Origin of the sequence: Nocardia sp. N2S4-5 (assembly GCF_044628355.1) — a bacterium.
Taxonomy (GTDB): domain Bacteria; phylum Actinomycetota; class Actinomycetes; order Mycobacteriales; family Mycobacteriaceae; genus Nocardia; species Nocardia wallacei_B.
The window spans coordinates 2,856,178-2,876,245 of the sequence record NZ_JBIUPM010000001.1; the positions used below are offsets into that span (position 1 = coordinate 2,856,178).

Annotated in this window: 20 protein-coding genes; 8 read left to right on the forward strand and 12 right to left on the reverse strand. The window is 69.1% G+C overall.

What is annotated here, in order from left to right:
• Positions 1-54 precede the first annotated feature (54 nt).
• The 3 genes from ACFMRZ_RS12785 to ACFMRZ_RS12795 all read right to left on the reverse strand — a co-directional run bounded on the left by ACFMRZ_RS12785 (position 55) and on the right by ACFMRZ_RS12795 (position 3,930).
• Positions 55-1,797: a serine/threonine-protein kinase gene (locus tag ACFMRZ_RS12785; RefSeq protein ID WP_400179317.1), complete on the reverse strand. Its 1,743-nt coding sequence runs from the start codon at positions 1,795-1,797 to the stop codon at positions 55-57.
• A gap of 49 nt (positions 1,798-1,846) precedes the next feature.
• A complete protein-coding gene (locus tag ACFMRZ_RS12790; protein WP_195102117.1) occupies positions 1,847-2,506 on the reverse strand; it encodes a response regulator in 660 nt (219 codons plus the stop codon).
• A gap of 155 nt (positions 2,507-2,661) precedes the next feature.
• Positions 2,662-3,930 carry a sensor histidine kinase gene (locus ACFMRZ_RS12795; RefSeq protein WP_400179318.1) on the reverse strand — a complete coding sequence of 423 codons (1,269 nt, stop codon included), beginning with the start codon at positions 3,928-3,930 and terminating at the stop codon, positions 2,662-2,664.
• 166 nt (positions 3,931-4,096) lie between these two features.
• Between ACFMRZ_RS12795 and ACFMRZ_RS12800 the strand changes: the two genes are divergently transcribed.
• From ACFMRZ_RS12800 to ACFMRZ_RS12810, 3 genes are all read left to right on the forward strand, one after another.
• The gene (locus ACFMRZ_RS12800) at positions 4,097-4,888 is read left to right on the forward strand and encodes a hypothetical protein (protein ID WP_400179319.1); all 792 of its coding nucleotides are present in this window, start codon (positions 4,097-4,099) and stop codon (positions 4,886-4,888) included.
• Between the two features lie 236 nt (positions 4,889-5,124).
• Complete coding sequence (locus ACFMRZ_RS12805; protein WP_400179320.1) at positions 5,125-6,540, forward strand: alpha/beta-hydrolase family protein; 1,416 nt, start codon at positions 5,125-5,127, stop codon at positions 6,538-6,540.
• A 131-nt stretch (positions 6,541-6,671) separates the two neighbouring features.
• Complete coding sequence (locus tag ACFMRZ_RS12810) at positions 6,672-7,121, forward strand: MarR family winged helix-turn-helix transcriptional regulator (protein ID WP_280275601.1); 450 nt, start codon at positions 6,672-6,674, stop codon at positions 7,119-7,121.
• Between the two features lie 15 nt (positions 7,122-7,136).
• Here the strand turns inward: ACFMRZ_RS12810 and gatA are convergent, their stop codons facing one another.
• The gene (gatA, locus tag ACFMRZ_RS12815) at positions 7,137-8,612 is read right to left on the reverse strand and encodes an Asp-tRNA(Asn)/Glu-tRNA(Gln) amidotransferase subunit GatA (RefSeq protein WP_400179321.1); all 1,476 of its coding nucleotides are present in this window, start codon (positions 8,610-8,612) and stop codon (positions 7,137-7,139) included.
• Positions 8,609-8,905 (reverse strand): Asp-tRNA(Asn)/Glu-tRNA(Gln) amidotransferase subunit GatC, encoded by a 297-nt coding sequence (gatC, locus tag ACFMRZ_RS12820; RefSeq protein ID WP_400179322.1) that lies wholly within the window; start codon positions 8,903-8,905, stop codon positions 8,609-8,611. The genes gatA and gatC overlap by 4 nt, the downstream gene beginning before the upstream one ends.
• A 282-nt stretch (positions 8,906-9,187) precedes the next feature.
• On the opposite strand from gatC, the gene ACFMRZ_RS12825 reads away from it, so the two are divergent.
• Complete coding sequence (locus tag ACFMRZ_RS12825; protein WP_280275598.1) at positions 9,188-9,838, forward strand: amino acid-binding protein; 651 nt, start codon at positions 9,188-9,190, stop codon at positions 9,836-9,838.
• 26 nt (positions 9,839-9,864) lie between these two features.
• Here the strand turns inward: ACFMRZ_RS12825 and ACFMRZ_RS12830 are convergent, their stop codons facing one another.
• The gene (locus tag ACFMRZ_RS12830) at positions 9,865-10,362 is read right to left on the reverse strand and encodes a GNAT family N-acetyltransferase (RefSeq protein WP_400179323.1); all 498 of its coding nucleotides are present in this window, start codon (positions 10,360-10,362) and stop codon (positions 9,865-9,867) included.
• Between the two features lie 77 nt (positions 10,363-10,439).
• A complete protein-coding gene (gene ligA / locus ACFMRZ_RS12835; RefSeq protein ID WP_400179324.1) occupies positions 10,440-12,518 on the reverse strand; it encodes an NAD-dependent DNA ligase LigA in 2,079 nt (692 codons plus the stop codon).
• Positions 12,519-12,694: 176 nt separating this feature from the next.
• Between ligA and ACFMRZ_RS12840 the strand changes: the two genes are divergently transcribed.
• Complete coding sequence (locus ACFMRZ_RS12840) at positions 12,695-13,114, forward strand: PPOX class F420-dependent oxidoreductase (protein WP_400179325.1); 420 nt, start codon at positions 12,695-12,697, stop codon at positions 13,112-13,114.
• Between the two features lie 43 nt (positions 13,115-13,157).
• Here ACFMRZ_RS12840 and ACFMRZ_RS12845 read toward each other — a convergent pair whose 3' ends face one another.
• The 3 genes from ACFMRZ_RS12845 to ACFMRZ_RS12855 all read right to left on the reverse strand — a co-directional run bounded on the left by ACFMRZ_RS12845 (position 13,158) and on the right by ACFMRZ_RS12855 (position 15,202).
• Positions 13,158-13,313: a hypothetical protein gene (locus ACFMRZ_RS12845; RefSeq protein WP_280275595.1), complete on the reverse strand. Its 156-nt coding sequence runs from the start codon at positions 13,311-13,313 to the stop codon at positions 13,158-13,160.
• Between the two features lie 253 nt (positions 13,314-13,566).
• Positions 13,567-14,133: a flavoprotein gene (locus ACFMRZ_RS12850; RefSeq protein WP_400179326.1), complete on the reverse strand. Its 567-nt coding sequence runs from the start codon at positions 14,131-14,133 to the stop codon at positions 13,567-13,569.
• Between the two features lie 52 nt (positions 14,134-14,185).
• Complete coding sequence (locus ACFMRZ_RS12855; RefSeq protein ID WP_400179327.1) at positions 14,186-15,202, reverse strand: hypothetical protein; 1,017 nt, start codon at positions 15,200-15,202, stop codon at positions 14,186-14,188.
• A gap of 662 nt (positions 15,203-15,864) precedes the next feature.
• Between ACFMRZ_RS12855 and ACFMRZ_RS12860 the strand changes: the two genes are divergently transcribed.
• A complete protein-coding gene (locus tag ACFMRZ_RS12860) occupies positions 15,865-16,071 on the forward strand; it encodes a hypothetical protein (protein WP_400179328.1) in 207 nt (68 codons plus the stop codon).
• Between the two features lie 279 nt (positions 16,072-16,350).
• Here the strand turns inward: ACFMRZ_RS12860 and ACFMRZ_RS12865 are convergent, their stop codons facing one another.
• Positions 16,351-17,136, reverse strand: a complete 786-nt coding sequence (locus ACFMRZ_RS12865; protein ID WP_400182844.1) for an ArsR/SmtB family transcription factor — start codon at positions 17,134-17,136, stop codon at positions 16,351-16,353.
• Between the two features lie 129 nt (positions 17,137-17,265).
• Between ACFMRZ_RS12865 and ACFMRZ_RS12870 the strand changes: the two genes are divergently transcribed.
• Positions 17,266-18,495, forward strand: coding sequence for an ATP/GTP-binding protein (locus ACFMRZ_RS12870; RefSeq protein ID WP_400179329.1), 1,230 nt, complete (start codon positions 17,266-17,268; stop codon positions 18,493-18,495).
• 93 nt (positions 18,496-18,588) lie between these two features.
• Positions 18,589-18,954, forward strand: a complete 366-nt coding sequence (locus tag ACFMRZ_RS12875; RefSeq protein ID WP_280275590.1) for a hypothetical protein — start codon at positions 18,589-18,591, stop codon at positions 18,952-18,954.
• 6 nt (positions 18,955-18,960) lie between these two features.
• Here ACFMRZ_RS12875 and ACFMRZ_RS12880 read toward each other — a convergent pair whose 3' ends face one another.
• Positions 18,961-19,998: a methionine synthase gene (locus ACFMRZ_RS12880; protein WP_400179330.1), complete on the reverse strand. Its 1,038-nt coding sequence runs from the start codon at positions 19,996-19,998 to the stop codon at positions 18,961-18,963.
• Positions 19,999-20,068: the final 70 nt, after the last annotated feature.

The window sequence follows — 20,068 nt, forward strand, 5'->3', positions numbered from 1 at the left end:
GGTAATTAAGTTAGACATGTGGATGATTACCGGTGATGGGTCGGGTGCCCCGGATCACCTGAGCGGCAGGGACTTCCACCAGTCGGTGAAGGCGGGGGCGGACAGGCCGCGTGGCGTCGACGGCCAGTAGTCGTCGCTGCAGAACAGCAGGTAGTGCGAGCGCTCGGGGTCGTTCTCGAAGGAGGTCGTGACGTAGTAGGTGGTGCGCGGCTGGTCTTCGGGGGTGTTCCAGCGGTGGTTGGTGTACTGGCTGCCGCTGTTCTGCTCCACCAGTTTTCGGTTGGGGGGCAGGCGCGCGAGGACGGTGTACACGTCCGCGGGCGACCCGTAGGCGAGCAGAGCGTAGTCCGGCTGCTCCTCGTCGCCCGCCCAGCAGTCCCACGCGGCGATCCAGTTGCCCAGCAGCGGTTGGCCCTCGTTGTGCTGGACCAGCGGGTTCCCGGCTCTCGTCGCGTAACACACCTTGCCGCCGAAGCCGACGCCGTTACCGGCGCTGTCGCCGGGCGGAAGATCGGGAACCAGTCGCGGGAAAGCGGCGTGCATCGCCTGCAGACCCTGCACCGGGTCCGACACCCGCGGGGGCGTGGTGGTGTCGAAACCGTCTATCTCCGAATCGTCGTCACCGGAGGCGACGACGCCGATGACGACCGCCAGCACCGCGACGAGCAGCACCACCACGAGAATGAGCCAGCCCATCACGCCGGACGAGCGCCGGGACGGCGGATAGGGCGCCGGACGCGGCACATACCCCGGCGCCGCCGGTGCCGCGCTCGGCGGCGGCGGAGCCGGAGGACCGGGCGGCACCGCGGCGGCGACAGCGGCCGGGCCCGCCGCCACGGCACCCGTATTGATCGGCGCACCCACCGGCACGACGGCCGGATACGCCTGAGGGACCGGCGGATTCGCCACCGCGGGCGGCACTCCCACGACGGGGAGCTGGCCCGTCGTCGGCCCGACGGGCACGGGAGCGGTCAGCGCGTGCCGGGCGGCGGCCGCGAATTCCGAACAGCTGGCGAATCTTTCGCGCGGCCGCTTGGCCATCGCCTTGGCAATCACCACATCCATGGCCGGCGACAACCCGACGCGGCGCACGCTGGCAGGCGGCACCGGCAGCTGCAAATGCCCGTGGATCACCTCGCCTGGGTCCTCGGAATCGAACGGCCCGGTCGCGGTGAGCAGCCAGTACAGCGCGCAGGCCAGGGAGTACTGGTCCGATCCGTGATCCAGCTCGGCGCCGGTCATCTGCTCCGGTGACGCGTAGGCGAGGGTGGCGGTGAACATCCCGGCCTGGGTGAGGTGCTGGGAATCCTCCCGCAGCCGCGCGATGCCGAAGTCGGTGAGGAACACTCGCTCACCCTTGCCGCCGACGGAGCGGGCCAGCATGATGTTGGCGGGCTTCACATCCCGGTGCAGGACGCCGTTGCCGTGCGCGTAGTCCAGCGCGGCCGCGACGCCCTCGATGATCTGCACCGCGCGCTCCGGCGGAAGCGAGTGCGGGTGCACCGTCGCCGCGTCCACGCCGTCGACGTACTGCATGCTGATCCACAGCTGCTCGTCCTCGACGCCGCGGTCGTAGACAGCGACGATGTTCGGGTGGTCCAGCTGCGCGGCCAGGTCGGCCTCGCGCTCGAACCGCGCGCGAATCTCGGCGTCGGCGAACAGTTCCCGATTCAGCAGCTTCAGGGCCGTGAGGCGCTGCAGGCGCGGGTGGCGCGCGAGGTACACCGACCCCATCCCGCCCTGCCCGAGGAGACGCTCGATGGAGAACCCGGCGAACACGTCACCGCTGCTGAACACCTGGCGATCCCCTTCCTGCGAGGTACGAGCCGGGATCCTACCTGCCCCGTCAGCCGGGCGTGACCAGGCCGGATTCGTAGGCCAGCACCACCGCCTGCGCGCGGTCGCGCAGCTCCAGCTTCGAGAACACCTTGGAGACATGGGTTTTCACGGTCTGCTCGGCGACGAACAGGGCCTCGGCGATCTCGGTGTTGGACATGCCCTTCGCGATGAGTTCCAGCACCTCGCGCTCGCGCGGGGTGAGGGCGTCCAGGGCGGGCGTCGGCTTGGGCCGGGCCCGGCGGCGGGTGACGTCGGCGATGAGCCGCCGGGTCACCGTCGGCGCCAGCAGCGCCTGGCCGTCCGCGACCACCCGCACCGCGCGCACCAGTTCCTCGGCGGGCGCGTCCTTGAGCAGGAATCCGCTGGCGCCCAGGCTCAGCGCCTCGTAGACGTAGTCGTCGATGTCGAAGGTGGTCAGCATCAGCACCCGGACGGGAGGGTCGAAGTTCGCGGCCAGGATCGCCCGTGCGGCGTCGAGGCCGTTCATCTCCGGCATGCGCACGTCCATCAGCACGACATCGGGGCGCAGCCGCTTGGCCTCGTCGACGGCGGCCTTGCCGTTCGCCGCGTCCCCGATGACGCTGATGTCGGACTGGGCGGCAAGCAGGGCGCCGAAGCCCTGCCGCACCATCGCCTGATCGTCGGCGATCAACACGGTAATCGGCACGGAACGGACCTCAGCTGAATCGGGCGATCGGCAGCGACCCGGCGGCCTGGCACATGCGGCGGGCCGCCATTCCGATCGCCGGAGGATAGGTGAACATCGCCACGAGTTTCGCACGCGGCGGACCGAACCGCCGCACCGGCAGGATCGGGCGGACCTCAGGACCGATCGGTCGGTGTGGTGAAGGGACTGAGCGCTTGGTGCGCGGACGTTCCCAACGCCGGTGCGGGGGACGGGGCGATGGCGCTCTCCGCGCCGAATGGGAGTACCGCTCGCACCTCGAACCCGCCGTCCGGGCGCGGCCCCGCGGTCAGCACGCCGCCGATCGCCTCGGCGCGGGCCTGCATGCCCGCGATGCCGGTGCCGGAGGTGCCGCTCGCCGCGCTCGTCCCCGGCGCGTTGCCGACAACGATCTCCGCGACCCCCGGGCCGACCGTGATCGCGACGCGCACGACGGCGCCCGCGGCGTGACGCGAGGCATTGGACACCGACTCCTGCACGATCCGATAGAGCGCCAGCCCGGCGGTATCGGGGATGGTCGCCAGCTCGCCGTCGATGGCCCATTCGATCGACACACCCGCCCGGCGGGCGCCGTCCAACACGGTCAGCACATCCGCGGCCGCGGGTTGCGGCGCGTGCTCGGGCAGCTGCCCGTCGCTGCGCAGCACGCCGAGCATGCTGCGGATCTCGTTGAGCGCCTCGCGCGCGGAAGCGCCGATGGATTCGAACTCCACCTGCGCCGCGGGCGACACGTCGGTGACCCGGTACGGCGCCGTCTGCGCCTGCACCACCACCATCGACATGTGGTGGGCGACCACGTCGTGCAGGTCGCGTGCGATGCGCGCCTTCTCCTCCAGGATCGCCCGGCGAGCGCGTTCGAGTTCGTTCTCCTCCTCCTGCCGCACCAGCGCCCGGCGCGACAGGGCCAGCCAGCGCACCAGCAGACCGAACACGACCAGCCCCGACATCGCGATGGGCCACCCGAACGCCGCGTCCCCGGTGCGGGCCATGCTGGTCGCGAACAGCAGCGACGAGAACAGCCACGCCACCGCGACGATCTGCATCTGCGCCCGCACCGCCACCGCGAACAGCAGCGCGAACAACACCAGGATGTGCACGACCTGGAACGGCAGCGTATTGCCCGGCTGGTTGGGGATGGCCAGCGCGATCACCAGCGCGGAACCCGCGGAGATCGCCCAGCCGAGCGCCGGATTCACGCGCACGAGCGCGAACGGCACGGCCGCCAGCCCCGCGATGAACGGCTGCGCCGCCGCCGGCACCTGATGGGTGAGATGCAGCGTCGGCCACGCCACGGCGAACAGGATCGCGGTGACCAACGCGGTGAACCCGTCGAAGGCGAGTCGCAACCGTCGGGGGTCGCGTGCCGTTCCAGTCACAAGCCGCGCCGTCCGCGCCATCCGAGCCATGCCTATGACAGTAGAAATCCGCTCGACCTGCGTCGTCATACCCCCGGGTGAATTCGCACCCCCTACCCCGGTACGAGCCGCCCGCGGCTCTCCCCCACGGCTGCGGCCGCCGAATCTATCCCCGGCGTGAGGACGGGTGAGGCGCCTGTCCATAACCTAGGCTGTCATGAGCGATGCAACGCAGGACCACCCATCCCGCGCCGAGTCGATCGCCGGCTCGTCGAATGCGCGGGATGCGGGCACACCGCCCGGCAGATCCGGACGGCTACGGCGGCTGGCGGGAGCCGCGGGCGTGGTCGCGATGGTGGCGGGTTCGACCGTTGCGTTCGCCCCGGCGGCCGCCGCCGCCATCTCGCACCCCGCCCCCGAGAGCGCGGCGGCACGGACAGCGGTGACCGAACTGACCAGCGACCGCCCCTGGGAGGCGGCGATCCCCGACGACTTCCCGGCACAGCAGGGCTACCGACCCGTAGTAGCGGAAGGCTTGCTGATCGACCCCAGCGGTGGCTGCTCCTCGCCGATCCCGCTGCCTCCGGATTTCGAGACGGCGTGCAAGGCCCACGACCTCGGCTACGACCTGCTCCGCTATGCCGAACAGGAGCGCCAGCCGCTCGGCCCGTGGGCCCGCCAGGCCGTCGACGCCGCCCTCGAACACCGCATGTACGCCGCCTGCGGCAACCATTCAGAGCCGCTCGACAGGACTCGGTGCGAGGTCCTCGCGGGCGTCGCCACCACCGCCGTGGATCTCAACTCGCGTCGCCAGAACTACGCGACGCCCGTGCCGGAGTACGTGTTCGGCACCGAACTGTCCGGCGCCGAGGTAGGTCACCAGGTGGTAGCTCCGGTGGCCGGGGGCGTCGTCGCCCTGCTCGCGCTGATCCTAGGCATCCGCAGACTGCGCCGTCGCGGCGTCACCGCGGCAGTACTGCTGCGCCGGAGGCCGCGGATTGCGTACTGACCGCGGGCACGGCCCGCACCGGGTGGCACCGACACACCCGGCCGCATACACCCGCGAGCCCCGGCTCGCGGCGGCCGATCATCCGGCCACATTCCGAGCGCCCGCACGGCCACTGCCGTGCCGGTGCGCCCGGTACCTGACCACCGACGGGTGGCACGGCGTCTTCGGCGTGCCCACCGTCCGCCCGGCGCATCGCGTCGGCATCACCGATTCCACCGCAGCACTGAGGATTTCGCATGTCCACGATCGTTGCCAGACCAGAGGGCCGCCGGGCCCGGCTCGTGCCCCGCCCGCCCACGACCCACCGGGCATTCCGCCGTTTCCGCACTCCGCCCCGCATCGGGACCACGCTGGCCATTACGTTGGGTACCGCCGTCTCGCTGTCCCCCGGCCTGCTACCCCGCACCGCCACGGCCCAGGCGATCCTGACCGCCCTGCTGGTGACCATGCTGTTCGCGGCCGCCGGTGTGCTGCGCGCGCTCACGCGACGCCGCGGCTTCGACATCAACCGCGAACTCCCCGGCGCCCGGACGCCGGTGGCACTCACCGGCACGCTGGTGGTCATCGCGTGCCTCGTGCGAGCCCAGCAGTGGCAGAACGCATTACGGACCGCCATGGACGTACCCACCATCTCCTTCGGGCACTGGTCCCGCTGCGCCGCCGGCGCCGCGCTGATCGTGCTGATCCTGGTCGGCACGGTGCGCGGCCTGCGCTGGTGCGCCGGGCGCATCGGCCGCCGCCGCAGCGCCGGGCTGGTTCTCGCCGCGGCGCTGGCTACCCAGTTCGTGCTGTTGCCGACCGCGCTGGACCGGAATCGCTCGGTCGCCGCCGCCGACACCGGCCCGGATTCGACCCTGACGCAACCCCTTTCGATGACCCGATCGGGCAGCGCGGCGTCGGTGGTCGGCTGGGAGTCACTCGGCGCGGAAGGCCGCAAATTCGTCGCCGGGACCGTCACCTCGCGCGCGGTGCGGGCCTACGTCGGCCTCGATTCCGCACCCGATCTCCAGTCCCGCGTGGCCCTGGCGATCCGCGAACTGGAACGGTCCGGCGGCTTCGAACGCGCCAATCTGGTCGTGACGGTGCCCACCGGATCGGGCTGGATCGACTCCCACGCCGCCGACGGCCTGGAGCGGCGATTCGGCGGCGATGTCGCACTGGTCGGTCTGCAGTACTCGGCCGCGCCGAGCTGGGCGACCTTCCTCTTCGGCCGCCGTTCCGCCGAGGACTCCGCCCGCGCCCTGTTCACCGCGGTCGAACGGCGGATCGCCGCGCTGGCGCACAAACCCCGCCTGTACGTCTACGGCCAGAGTCTCGGCGCGACCGCGGGCAGCGCGATCTTCGCGGACGAGGCCGACCAGCGGAGCCGGGTCTGCGCCGCGCTGTGGGCCGGACCGCCCGCCGGGCGCGTGCACCGCGCCGGCGCGACGATTCTCGCCAACTCCTCCGACCCTGTGGTGCAATGGACACCCGAACTGCTCTGGCGCGCACCGGATCTCACCGGCACCCGGCCGGACGCGCCGCATCCGCGGTGGCTGCCGGTGCTCGGCTTCGTGCAGACCACGGCCGATCTGCTGACGGCCCTCGGCCCGCCGCCGGGCCACGGCCATCGCTACGGCACCGACCAGGGGACCGCCCTCGGGAGCTGCTGACGGCACCGGGCCGCCGGGGTCGGTGTGCACGGCACATAATATGTGTATCGCGCACATCATCGGCCCGGGCAAGGGTGCCCGTGCTATACCGGTCCCCGCGGACCGGCAGCGCGAACAGGCGGAAGGACGGCATGGACAAGCCCACGGACCTCGTCGAATTCGAGACCATGCTGCTCGGCCGGTACACCCTCAACCCGCGGTACCGCCGCGACAACACCCGCCTGGAACGCAGCGCCTACCTGTTGCTGAGTCGCCTGGCTATCACCGGGCCGATGTCGATCGGTCAGCTCAGCGACGCCTTCGGCCTGGACGCGTCCACCCTCAACCGCCAGACCGCCGCGCTGGTGCGGGGCGGTCTGGTCGAGCGCATCCCCGATCCGGAGGGCGGCATGGCGCGCAAATTCCGGATCACCGACAAGGGCGAGCAGAACCTCGCCGCCGAGCGGAAGGCCAACGTCGACGGACTGGGGCGCGTGATGGAGGACTGGTCGGCCGACGACGTCGCCGCCTTCGCCGGGTACCTGCAACGGTTCAACACCGACATCGAACGCCTCGACGGCCGGCCCTGGCCGCGGCCCTGAGAACCGTTGCCGCGCTTACGCGATCGGTCCGCGCGCGGTCTCGTAGGCGGCGCCCACCCGGTACAGCCGATCGTCGGCGAGCGCGGGCGCCATGATCTGCAGGCCGACCGGCATACCGTCGTCGCGGCTCAGCCCCGACGGCACCGACATCCCGCAGTACCCGGCCAGGTTGGTCGGCAGCGTGCACAGGTCCGACAGATACATCGCCAGCGGGTCGTCCACCTTCTCGCCCAGCTTCCACGCGGTGAACGGGCTTGTCGGCGACACCAGCACGTCGACCTGCTCGTACGCCTTGTCGAAGTCCTGCGCGATCAGCGTGCGCACCTTCAGCGCCTGACCGTAGTAGGCGTCGTAGTACCCGGCCGACAGCGCGTAGGTGCCGATCATGATGCGGCGCTTGACCTCCGGGCCGAAACCGGCCTCGCGGGTCGCGGCCATCACCTGCTCGGCGCTGTGCTGCCCGTCGTCGTCGACGCGCAGGCCGTAGCGCATGGCGTCGAACCGGGCCAGGTTGGACGACACCTCGCTGGGGAGGATCAGGTAGTAGGCGGGCAGCGCGTACTCGAAGTGCGGGCAGGACACCTCGATCACCTCGGCGCCCAGATCCTTCAGCACGGCCACGGCCGCGTCGAAGGAGGCGAGCACGCCCGGCTGGTAGCTGTCGGAGTGCAGTTCCTTCACCACACCGACCTTCACGCCGCTGAGATCGCCCCGCGCGCCCTGGCGCGCCGCCTCGACCACCGGGGCGACCGGGGCGTTGCGCGAGGTGGAATCCTTCGGGTCGTAGCCCGCGATCACCTCGTGCAGCAGCGCGGTGTCCAGCACCGTGCGCCCGCACGGACCACCCTGGTCCAGCGACGAGGCGCAGGCCACCAGGCCGTACCGCGACACCGTGCCGTAGGTCGGCTTGGTGCCGACGGTGCCGGTCATCGAGGCGGGCTGACGGATCGAGCCGCCCGTGTCGGTGCCGATGGACAGGGGCGCCTCGTAAGCCGCCAGCGCCGTCGCCGATCCACCGCCGGAACCGCCCGGAATGCGCTGGGGATCCCAGGGATTCAGGGTCGGACCGTAGGCCGAGTTCTCCGTGGACGAGCCCATCGCGAACTCGTCCATGTTGGTCTTGCCGAGAATCGGGATACCGGCCTCGCGCAGCTTGGCCGTCACGGTCGCGTCGTAGGGCGGGACCCAGCCCTCGAGGATCTTCGACCCGCAGGTCGTCGGCATGTCCGTGGTGGTGAAAACGTCCTTGAGCGCCAACGGAACTCCCGCCAGCGGCGAGGCCACGGACCCGGCGGCGATCGCGCGGTCCACCTCGGCGGCGGTCTGCCGGGCCTGCTCGCCGGCCACGTGCAGGAACGCGTTGTACTCGCCGTCCACGTCCGCGATGCGCCGCAGATGCGCCTCGGTGACCTCGACGGAGGACACCTCGCGAGCGTGGATCCGCTCCGCCAGTTCGGCCGCGCTCAGCTTCGTCAGCTCGCTGTCGCTCATTCGCCCTCTCCCAGGATCTGCGGGACCATGAAGCGCTGTTCCTCGACCGCGGGCGCGCCCGAGAGCGCCTGCTCCGGGGCGAGGCCGGGCACGACGGTGTCCGGGCGGGTCACGTTGGTGGTCGGGTTCGGCGAGGCGGTGGCCGGCACGTCGGCGGCGACTTCCGCGATGACCTGCACGTGGCTCAGGATCGAATCGAGCTGCCCGGCATACCGGTCGAGCTCCTCTTCGGTCAGGGCGAGCCGGGACAACCGGGCGAGGTGTGCGACCTCGTCGCGGGAGATGGCGGGCACCGCGGGACCCCTTTCGGCAGGTGGGAGGTGTTCTCCCGGGCACGGGTGCGTGCCGGGGATCTGTGCAGAGGTCACTCTACTGCTACTGAACTATGGTCTATGAACCGAACTGTGGTCTCGCGCCGATACCGCTGGCACGGAAGCGCCAACCGATCCACAATGGCAGTGGCATACATCACTCCGGCGACTTCGAGTCGGTGGCCGAGACCCGCGAGTGTAAGTATTGCGAGACGGGGGTATCCGTCCGAAAGTTTCGGTCGCACAGGAAAGGAAGGAACGCACGTGTCATTCCTGCTTCGCGTGCAACTTCCGGATCGCCCGGGAAGTCTCGGTTCACTCGCATTGGCACTGGGCTCCGTCGGCGCCGACATCCTCTCGCTGGATGTGGTCGAACGCGGCGCCGGCTACGCGATCGACGATCTCGTGGTGGAGGTTCCCTCGGGCGCGCTACCCGATACCTTGATCACCGCGGCCGAGTCCCTGGCCGATGTGCGGGTCGACTCGCTGCGGCCGTACTCCGGCATCCTCGACACCCATCGCGAGCTGGAGCTGATCGATCAGGTGGCCAGCGCCCGCGACGACCGATTACAGGTGCTCGTCGACGGGGTGCCCCGCGTGCTGCGCGTCGGCTGGAGCACCGTGATCGACATGGGCCCGCAGGGCGCCTACCGGGTGGTGGGCAGCCAGAGCGCACCGCAGACCCAGGCGGTGACGGTGCCGTGGATGCCACTCGAGAAGCCCGCCGCCCTCGACGGCGAAGCCGACTGGGTGCCGCAGATCTGGAAGGACATGGACACCAAGCTCTCCGCGGCCCCGCTGGGCAACACCGGCAAGGTGCTGCTGCTCGGCCGGCCGGGCGGGCCGGAGTTCCGGCCGTCGGAGGTCGCGCGGCTGGGCTACCTCACCGGGATAATCGCCACCGTCCTCGGTTGAGCGGGGCGGTGGGACGATTCGGGCACTCACACCGCTAGCCGCATGACCGTCAGCGGGAGTCCGGTGGCGGTCCGCCAATTGCGTTCGGGGACACCGGCGAAGCCGAGCCGCTCGTAGATGCGGCGCGCGTCGGGCATCGACGGCATGGTGGTGAGCACGACCGCGGACAGTCCCTCGGCGCGTGCGATGTCGATGACGCGGCTCACCAGTGCGGTGCCGACACCCGCGCCGCGCGCCCGCTTGGCGACCGCGAGCATCCGGAACTCCAGTTCGCCCGGGCGGGCGATGTCGGCGTAGTCGGTCCCGTAGCGGGCGATGGTGAGCGAGCCGAGCACCTCGCCGTCGCGCACGGCCACCAGCACCTCGGCGGACGCCGAGCGGGTCGCGGTGTCGAACAGCTCTGCGACGTAGGGGCTTTCGGCGTCCACGTGCCCCTCACCGACATAGACCTCGACGGTCAGCGCGCCCACGGTCGCGAACTCCTCAGTCCGCACCTTCCGGGTCTCGACGTCGAAATCCACCATCACACAACACCTTTCGCTTGTCCTATCCGGCACGGCCCGCCGCCGCATCCGGTACGGATGCCGCTGCCCGCGCCGGGTCACTCCAGCGCGGACGGACCGCCCTCGAGTAATCGGCGGAACGCGTCCTCGTCCAGGATGGGCACGCCGAGCTCCTCCGCCTTGGCCGCCTTCGAGCCCGGCGAATCACCGATCACGACGTATGCCGTCTTCTTCGACACCGAGCCCGCGGCCTTGCCGCCACGGACGAGGATGGCCTCCTTGGCCTCGTCGCGCGAGAGGCTCTGCAGGGAACCGGTGACCACGATCGACAGGCCCTCGAGGGTGCGCTCGATGGATTCGTCGCGCTCGTCGGCCATCCGCACCCCGGCGGCGTCCCACTTCGCCACGATGGCGCGGTGCCAGTCGACGGCGAACCATTCCTTCACCGCGACCGCGATGGTGGGGCCGACGCCGTCGACCGCGGACAGCTCCTCCAGCGTCGCGTTCTCGATGCGCTCCATGCTGCCGAGTTCGGCCGCCAGCGCGCGGGCCGCAGTCGGGCCGACGTGCCGGATCGACAGGGCGACCAGCACCCGCCACAGCGGACGATCCTTGGCGCTGTCCAGATTCTGCAGCAAGCGCTTGCCGTTGGCCGACAGGCTGCCGTTCTTGTTGACGAAAAGCGTTGTGGTGAGCAGCTTTTCCTCGTCGAGGTCGAACAGGTCGCCCTCGTCGGCGATGACGCCCGACTTCAGCAGGTCGACGGCCGCCTCGTACCCGAGCGCCTCGATGTCGAACGCGCCGCGCCCGGCGACGTGGAATACGCGCTCGCGCAACTGGGCCGGGCAGTACCGCTGGTTGGGACAGCGGATATCGGCGTCGCTCTCCTTCTCCGGCGCCAGTTCGGTGCCGCACTCCGGACAGTGCGTGGGCATCACGAACGCGCGTTCCGAGCCGTCGCGCACATCGGCCACCGGGCCCAGCACCTCGGGGATCACGTCGCCGGCCTTGCGGATGGTGATCGTGTCGCCGATCAGCACGCCCTTGCGCTGGACCTCGGCGGCGTTGTGCAGCGTGGCCATCGACACCGTCGACCCCGCCACGGTGACCGGCTCCATCACCGCGAACGGCGTCACCCGGCCCGTGCGGCCGACATTGACCTGGATATCGCGCAGCTTGGTGGTGACCTCCTCCGGCGGGTACTTGTAGGCGATCGCCCAGCGCGGGGCGCGGGAGGTGGAGCCGAGGCGGCGCTGCAGCACCATCTCGTCGACCTTGATCACCTGGCCGTCGATCTCGTGCTCGATGTCGTGGCGATGCTCGCCCCAGTACCGGATGCGCTCGACCACCGCGTCGGCGCCCTGCACCCGGACCGTGTGCGACGACACCGGCAGGCCCCACGCCGCCAGCGCGCGATAGGCCTCGTATTGGGAGGCCGGGGTGAACCCCCGCATGCGGCCGAAACCGTGGCAGATCATCCGCAGCCGGCGCCGCGCCGTCACCGCCGGATCCTTCTGCCGCAGCGAACCGGCGGCGGTGTTGCGCGGATTGGCGTAGGGCGGTTTGCCTTCGGCGACGATCGCGGCGTTGAGGGTCTCGAAATCCTCCAGCCGGAAATAGACCTCGCCGCGCACCTCGAGCAGCTTCGGCACCGGGAATTCGTCGCTCGCGGCCAGCTGGACCGGGATGTCGTCGATGGTGCGGGCGTTGAGTGTGACGTCCTCACCGGTGCGGCCGTCGCCGCGGGTGGCCGCGCGGGTCAGCCGCCCGTCCTCGTAGACGAGGTTGAGCGCGACGCCGTCGATCTTCACCTCGCACACGTAGTGGATGTCGGGGCCGGTCTCCGCCTCCACCCGGCTCACCCACACCCGCATCTCCTCCTCGTCGAAGACGTTGTCCAGCGACAACATTCGCTCGAGGTGGTCGACCGCGGTGAACTCGGTGGCGAAGCCGCCGCCGACCAGCTGGGTCGGCGAGTCGGGCGTGCGCAGGTCCGGATGGGCCTCCTCCAGCGCCAGCAGCCGCTGGAACAGCTTGTCGAACTCGCCGTCGGAGATGATCGGCGCGTCGCGCACGTAGTAGCGGAACTGGTGCTCGCGCACCTCCTCCGCCAGCTGCTGCCATTGCGTACGCTCGTCCGCTGTCGCCTCGCTGCTCTCGATCCCGGATTCGCTCACAGCACGCAGATTAGCGGAGTCGACCGACACCTCCGGGGCACATTCGGGCACGTCGCAGCCCTCGCGTCCGGGAAACCGCCCGGTCTCCCGGCATCGATCATGTCGACAACCGGGGTGCGACGGTAGATGATCAAGCCCTACCGGTGACCGCACGGACACCGCGATCTGGAGGCCAGATGGAACTCGGTAAGGCACTCGACTTCGCTCGCACACACCGCAGGTCGGTGCTGACCACCATCCGCCGCAACGGCCGACCGCAGCAGTCCAATGTGCTGCATCTGTTGGGCGACGACGGCGTGATCCGGATCTCGATCACCGCCGACCGCGCGAAGTACGTCAACCTACGCCGCGAGCCCTGGGCGGCGATCCACGTGACCAGCGACGACTTCTGGGCATACGCGGTCCTCGAAGGCGACGTCCAGCTGACCGCGGTAGCCGCCGACCCCCACGACGCCGCGGTCGACGATCTGGTCGACTACTACCGCGCCGCGAGCGGCGAACACCCGGACTGGGACGAATACCGCCAGGCCATGGTCACCGAACGCCGCGTCCTCGCCCGCATCACCCCCACCCGCGTCTACGGCATGTTGCCCTGAGCCGCAAAGCTTTTCGCCGACCACGGCGGCGCACCGCGCTACGTCACGGCGCGGGCGCCGCCGAGTCGGCCGTCTCCCAGTCATTGGGATGACCATGCTCGGACGGGTCGTAGAGCACCACGAACCAGAACCGCTGCGGCGCCGACAACGGAAACGGCCCGACCGCCAACTCCTCGGACGTGTATCGATCACTACTCATGGTCCGAACCCAACTCGGCGTCCCACTCTGCTGATCAATCCATTTCTGATACACCGAACGCGCGGGCCTAGCGGCCATGATCACCGACATCAGCGGCAGCGCATCAAGTTCCGCCACCGTCGAAACGAACCGCAGACCATCGCTCACGACTGCCAATCTATTGGAGTCCAACCCGATTTCCCAACGTTCCGGCCAGCGGGTTCACGGCCGCACACACACTCACTGGCACGAAGCGCGTGGCATACCGACTGCGCTACTGACCAGCATTCCCGCCCGGCACGGTAAGTCGAGGATGCTCGAGCAGAGCGCGCCACGCAGTCACCCAAGGAAACTGATGGAGGAACCGCTCCCCCGTGCCCGGCTCGTGCTCGTCGCCCGTGAGCACCGTTACGCCCCATTCCGACAGATTGCGTATGCCGCTCTGGATTGCGGGAAAGCTCATCTGTGCTCGGTTGGAGAACGGTACAGCCACCACGGGAAGGCCCTTCCCCACCGCTTCCACGAGAAGTCCGAGGGGCAGGGTGTCCGAAATTCCAGCAGCCCATTTGGCGACCGAATTACAGGTGATGGGTGCGGCGATCATTCCGTCGGCGGGTGGCAGTACGTCAGGTGCGCCGGGCTCCTTGTATTGACTGCGTACGGGATATCCGGTCTTGGCCGCCAGCGCGTCCGCATCGATGAATCGGCGGCCGTCCGGCGAGGCGATCACGCATACGTCCCAGCCGTCCCCCTGAGCCAGCTCGACCAAATTGCCCACATCACGCGCCGCGGGCGAACCAGTCACGATGGCATACAGGACAGGGCTTCCCTGCTCGTTCATGTCCCTCATCGTCGTTCATGGCAACGGATGGACCGCTTCCGCGTACCCGCTGCTACGCAGCCAGTAGCACGCGGGCACGCTCGTTGAAGTCCGCGACCAGCGGATGCGGCCCGAACGACCTCATCTGCCGCTGGACGTCGCGGACTGCCTCCACCGACCGTGAAGACTTGACCTTCCGGGACAAGTCGACAGTGCGGACCGCCGCGACGTACGCAGCGTCGAGGTCTCGGCTCTGAATGTGAGTGACTGCCAGCGCCGCGTGGGACAGCGCGCCGCGGCGGGCGCGATTCTGGCTGCGCGCGTGGGCAATCGACCGGCGCGCATGGGGCTCCGCATTTTCCGGCAGTCCGAGATCACGGAAGGCATTCGCCCACTCCCCGCAGATGTATGCCGGGTCGATGAAGCGCGCCCATTCCGGCTCGGCGTTCGGATCGATCTTGTCGAAAACGCGTTCTGCCTCGTTGATCGCGTGCGCGGTGCCGCGTTTGTCACCCTTCATGGCTAGCGCACGGGCTTCGAGAGTCCACAGATCCGCAAGGCACGCAGGCGAATTCGCCTTCGCAAGCCCTTGACGACCGGCCTGCGCGTGCCGCTGGCCTTCCTGGGGGTGACCGAGTAGCGACGCCTGATCGGCCATTCCAGCAAGAACATGAGCACCGAGCGCGGCGTCCTTCGACTCCTCCGACAACCGCAACGCCTGAACGAGATATCGCTGAGCCGCACCGTGCTCACCGCTGTCGAACGCCATCCATCCGAGCAAGTACGTCTGCTCAGCCGCTGCGCCGGAAAGCGCTCGCCGCACTTCCTCTGTGAACGTCCGCCGCAGCAGTGGATACACGTGCTCGTTCATGTACGCAGCCAGAACAAGTCGGCCGCTGCCTCCACCCTGGAAAATGTCCATCTCCTGGAAGTGGGAGAACATATTCTTCACAGCGGTGACATCTTCGAGCCTGACCCGCTGCCCTCCGTCAGGCAACTGATCCAGCGTGTTCAGCAGCCAATCACGAGACGGTCCGATGGCCGCAGCCGCAGCGAACGGCGCGGCGATGAGGAACTTTCTACGGTCCACGTCGGTTCTCCCGAGATCGCTACGCCTTCACCGGTCACCGTCAACGATGGGTTGTACACCAGTACCCGGTCAACCGCCGGCGTGTCCCCGAACCCGAGGTCATAGGTGGTCACCCGGTAACCGAACCGCGCGGAGAACAAGTCCGCCAGGATTTCCGGGACAGGTGAACGCGGACGCCCACCTTCATCGACCCACCGCCGAATGGTTGACGCGTTCGGCCGGACTTGCGGTTCTCCCAGGTCTCGTCGACGGCCGATTCAACACCTTTCAACACCTTTGACGAACTTACTCCGAGGTGACCTCCGTCACCAGACTTCTAGGTGCGCCCGGCGGCGCTGCCCTCCTCCCACTCCGGATCTTGCATAAACCTTCGTCAGCCGGGCGCTTCCCACTGGATCTACACGGAAGGCATCCGAGATGTGCGATGGCAACACGCCATGGATTCTGTTGTCTCAGTGCGGTATTGGAAACATGTCGGCAGACACCGGCGAGCTGGTCAGCGTGGCCTGCCCATCGTGGTTGTGTGATGGCCTCATCCCGTTGGTGGACGGCAAGATCGCCTCTCACCGAGTACAGGACCGCGAACGGTGCCCATGGTCGGGCACGCGTGTGCTCGACGACCGCGCGACACACACCACGACGGACACGACAGCAGCACGGCCATGAGGACACACCCGGCCGCATTCGCGTGGGTAGACCTCGCCATCAGTCCGTGGGGAGAGTGGGAGAACGCCCGGATCCGCCAGCTCGCACGGCGACTCGGCTACGCACTGCACTGGCCCGACCCATCCGCAATCCCACTGGTCGATCAGGTGCGCGCCGCCGACGTCGACGCCGTGATCACGCCTCACCCAGCCACCTGGACGTGATCCAGCTACACGCACTGATGTGCATCGTGGACGTCGAAACTGCCACTCCCCGAATGAGTTTCGCACGCTGGGCCATGTTCTCGTGCCAGGTGAGACGAACATGAGCACCACAGCGGCATGGTTGGCGCTCGTAGCACTCGTAGTGATCTACGGCAGCGTGGTCGGAGTGCGCTGCCCGCGAACCAGCGGTTCGTAATTGGGACATCGCGGCGTGGCAGGCGTGCCCGGGATGGATTCCACAGGCCGCCCGCCGCGAATCTGCCGACGGTCATCGGCAATTCACTCGAACTGCAACACCTCACCGGTCTCCAGCAGCGTCTTCAGGTTGGCCAGGATGCTCGGCCAGCCGCCGCTGAGGGCCTTCAGCAGCGCGCTGTCTGGTTCGAAACCGTCGTGTACGACAGTGAGTTTCACGATCTCACCCATGGGCTCGATCTCGAACGTCACCTTGGAGCGCGGCTCGGTCATCCACTGCCGCGCCTTCTCGTGGTCGATACCGAACGCGTCCGCGTGTTCGAGGCTCATCGTGTGCCAGGTGTAGGACAGTTTGCGGTACGGCTCCGCTTCCAGCACCACCTGCTCGGGATCGGTACTCTTCCAATCCTTTTCGTACCAGGTCATGACCGAGCCCGGCTGCCAGTCGGTGTCGAAGGAGGCGCCCCAGTACTGCTTCGTGAAGGCGGGGTCGGTGAGTGCCTGCCACAGCTTGCGGTCCGTTGTCTTGATGTAGGTGGTGTAGACGAATTCTTCGCTCATGTTCGCGCCCTCCAGTGCGGTTTTCAGGTCGGCGAGGGCTGCTATGCGCCCCCGGTCGTAGCGGTTGATCCAGCGGTCGGCGATGGCGTTGACGGGTTCGGCGTTGAGGTAGTGCAGCTTTTCCCGGCCGCGGCGGCGGGTGGTCACCAGGTTCGCCGACTCGAGCACGGCCAGATGCTTGCTGACCGCCTGGCGGGTCATGTCCAGCCCGGCGCACAGTTCGCGCAAGGTCTGCCCGTTGTCCGCGTTCAGGCTGTCCAGCAGCAGGCGTCGGCTGGGATCGGCCAGCGCCTTGAACACCTCGTCCACTTCGCCACCTCCATAGGCAACCATTTGGATGCCTTTCACAATAGGCATCCGTTTGGTTGCATGTCAATGCCGCTGTCGCGGCTAGGCGAGGCGGACGGCAGGATGGCACGGGTGTTGCGGAGTTTTCAGGTGACGAACCACAGATCGCTGGCCGAGACGCAGGAGCTGCGGTTGGTCGGCAGCCGAGCGGGGGCGCTGCCCGCACCGGTGACCGCGGTGCACGGCACCGCCGCGACCGGCAAGTCCAGTCTGGTCGACGCGCTGGGTCATATGCGCGACGCGGTGCTGAACTCCGTCACGGGCTGGGATCCCTACGCCGGCCCGGTGCGGTCGCCGCATCTCGGATTCGCCGACCGGCCATCGGAATTCGTCGCCACGTTCGTGGCCGAGGGCGTGCCCTACACCTACGGATTCCGCCTCGACAACGCCGATGTCACCGCCGAATGGCTGCACAGCCACCCGCACAACCGCAAGCGCATCGTCTTCGAGCGCGAGGGCGCGGACGTGCGGCTCGGCCCGCTGTTCGAGCCGGTCCGCTACGGCATCGGGGCGCTGGCGCCGCTGGTGCGCCCGAACGCGCTGCTGCTCAGCCTGACCGGCCAGATGTACGCCGAGGCGCTGGTCCCGGCGTACCGCTGGTTCTCCGCGCAGCTGGATGTGCAACGGGGGCAACAGGATACGCAGACGATCGCACACCAGCTCGGCAGCCACATCTCCCGCTCCGCGGACAACGCCGCGCGGCTGCTCACACTGTTGCGGTCGGCCGATCTCGGCATCGAGGACCTGCTGATCGCCGAGAACGACCCGCTGTACGCGGACTATCTGCGCGACCTGGACGGCGATATCGCCGGTGCCGCAAGCGAACTCGACGCCTGCCTGGCCTCACCCACCCGCGCCGAGCAATTGCGGGCGACCCACGGACTGACTCCGACCGGGCTCGAACGCGAACTGAGCAACCTGCGCGCCGCCCGCGACACCCTCTACTCCCGCATGGTGGCCCGCCGCGGCGTCGGCCTGGGCCTGGTGCACGAGGGCATCGATGCCGCGTTCGACATCACCGACGAGTCCACCGCGACCCTGGCCCTGCTGCGCCTGCTCCCGCCCATACTGGACGCCCTGGACACCGGCCGGGTGCTGGCCGTCGACGATATCGACACCCACCTCACCGGCGACGCGACCGACCGCCTGATCCAGTTGTTCCAGAACCCGGAAACCAACTCCCGCGGCGCCCAGCTGATCTTCACCACCCGCAACCGCACCCTGATCGACCGCGGCAACGGCCGCTCCCAATCCCGCCGCACCACCGTCTGGCAACTACGCCGCACACCCCAGGGCGCCACCGAACTGACCACGCACTGACCCAGGCGTGAACAGCGAGCGGACGCGGCGCGGGACTGCCGCGGGACCCCGCTGAGCAACGTAGCCGCAGGCACGCCCGCATACCATGGTGGCATGTTGGAGATCGCGTTTCTGGTGACCGCTGTCGTGGTGCTCGTGGCGCTGGTCATGGCGTATCGGCGGGGTCGGGGCGGCGGGACGAGGGGCGGGGCGGGCTCGAATCGACCGCAGCCCGAGGTGGGGACCTTGCACGTGACCGGGGTCAGTCCGCGCCCGGCCGCGCAGGGGAATCAATACGTGACCATCACCGGCACGATCTCGGGTCCGTCGGTCGGCGGCGAGACGGTCTACGGCCGGTTCGCCTGGGACGTGAACCAGTGGCCCTCCCCCGGCGACCAGATCCCGGTCGAGTATCCGCCTGGCAAACCACAGAACTGGCAGTTGGGCCACCCGGGCGCCCGACCCTATTTCGGCGGCTGACGGCCGTCACTCGAAGGTGATCGACTCCGGTTCCTGAGAGAAGATCCGGGCGGTTTCGGTCGCCAGCTCGAGGGCGCGGCGTGCCCAGGCCTGCGAGGCGTCGGCCAGCCCGCACGCGGGCGTGACGAGGATCCGCTCGCGCAGCAGGCGGCGGGGGAAGCCGAGTCGGTCGATCAACCGGACGCCGGGCTCGGCGACCTCCCGCCACGTGACGGGGCGGGCCGGGGCGGCGGTCGGCACCAGCCCGAGAGCCAGGAGCTTGCCGGATTCGAGCAGTTCACCGACGCCGTCGAGGTCGGCGGGGCCGATCACGGCGAGATCGAAACCTATTGCGGCGGCGGAACTTCCGCGCAGCAGGCCGAGCGCGGGCGGTGCGGCACAGGTGTGCACCAGGACCGGCGCGTCCGGCGCGGTCACGACGGTTTCGAGGATGTCGAGGGCTTCGGGCACCGGCACCGCGCGCACGGTGTGCAGTACGCTCGCGCCACGGATGGCGCCCTCGAGCACCGCGGTCAGCGACGGTTCGTCCAGTTGCACCACGACATTCGCGCCGAGCCGCTTGCCGACCTCGGCGGCGTGCTCGCTGAGGCCCTCGGCCAGCGATGCCGAAAGATCGCGCACCGCACCGGGATCGGTGAGCACCCGATGCCCGTTGGCGAGTTCGACCTGTGCGGCGAGCGTCAGCGGGCCCGGCGCCTGCACCTTCACGGATCGGCCGGTCCCGGCCAGACCCGCTGTCTCCCAAGCCTCTTCGAGCGCGTCGAGATCCGTGCGCAGCAGATCGAACGCGCGCCGCGAGACCGAGCCGGGCCGCGGCGCCATCCGGTAGGCCCGGGTCGAGGTCTCGAACTGCATGTCCACCAGCAGCGCCGAGGCGCGCCCGATCAGATCCGAACCCGCTCCGCGGCCGGGCAATTCGACCAGGTGCGGCAGGTTGCCCAGTTCGCCGACGATGGTCGCCGCCGCCTCGCGCACGTCGGTGCCCGGCCAGGACCCGACACCGGTCGCGATGCCGCCTTGCAGTACTTGTTCACCCGAGGTCACCGTGCACCATCCAGCTCGTTCGATTGCGATGTCGGCGCGCACGAAGCGCGACTGCGGAATCGTCGCGGAC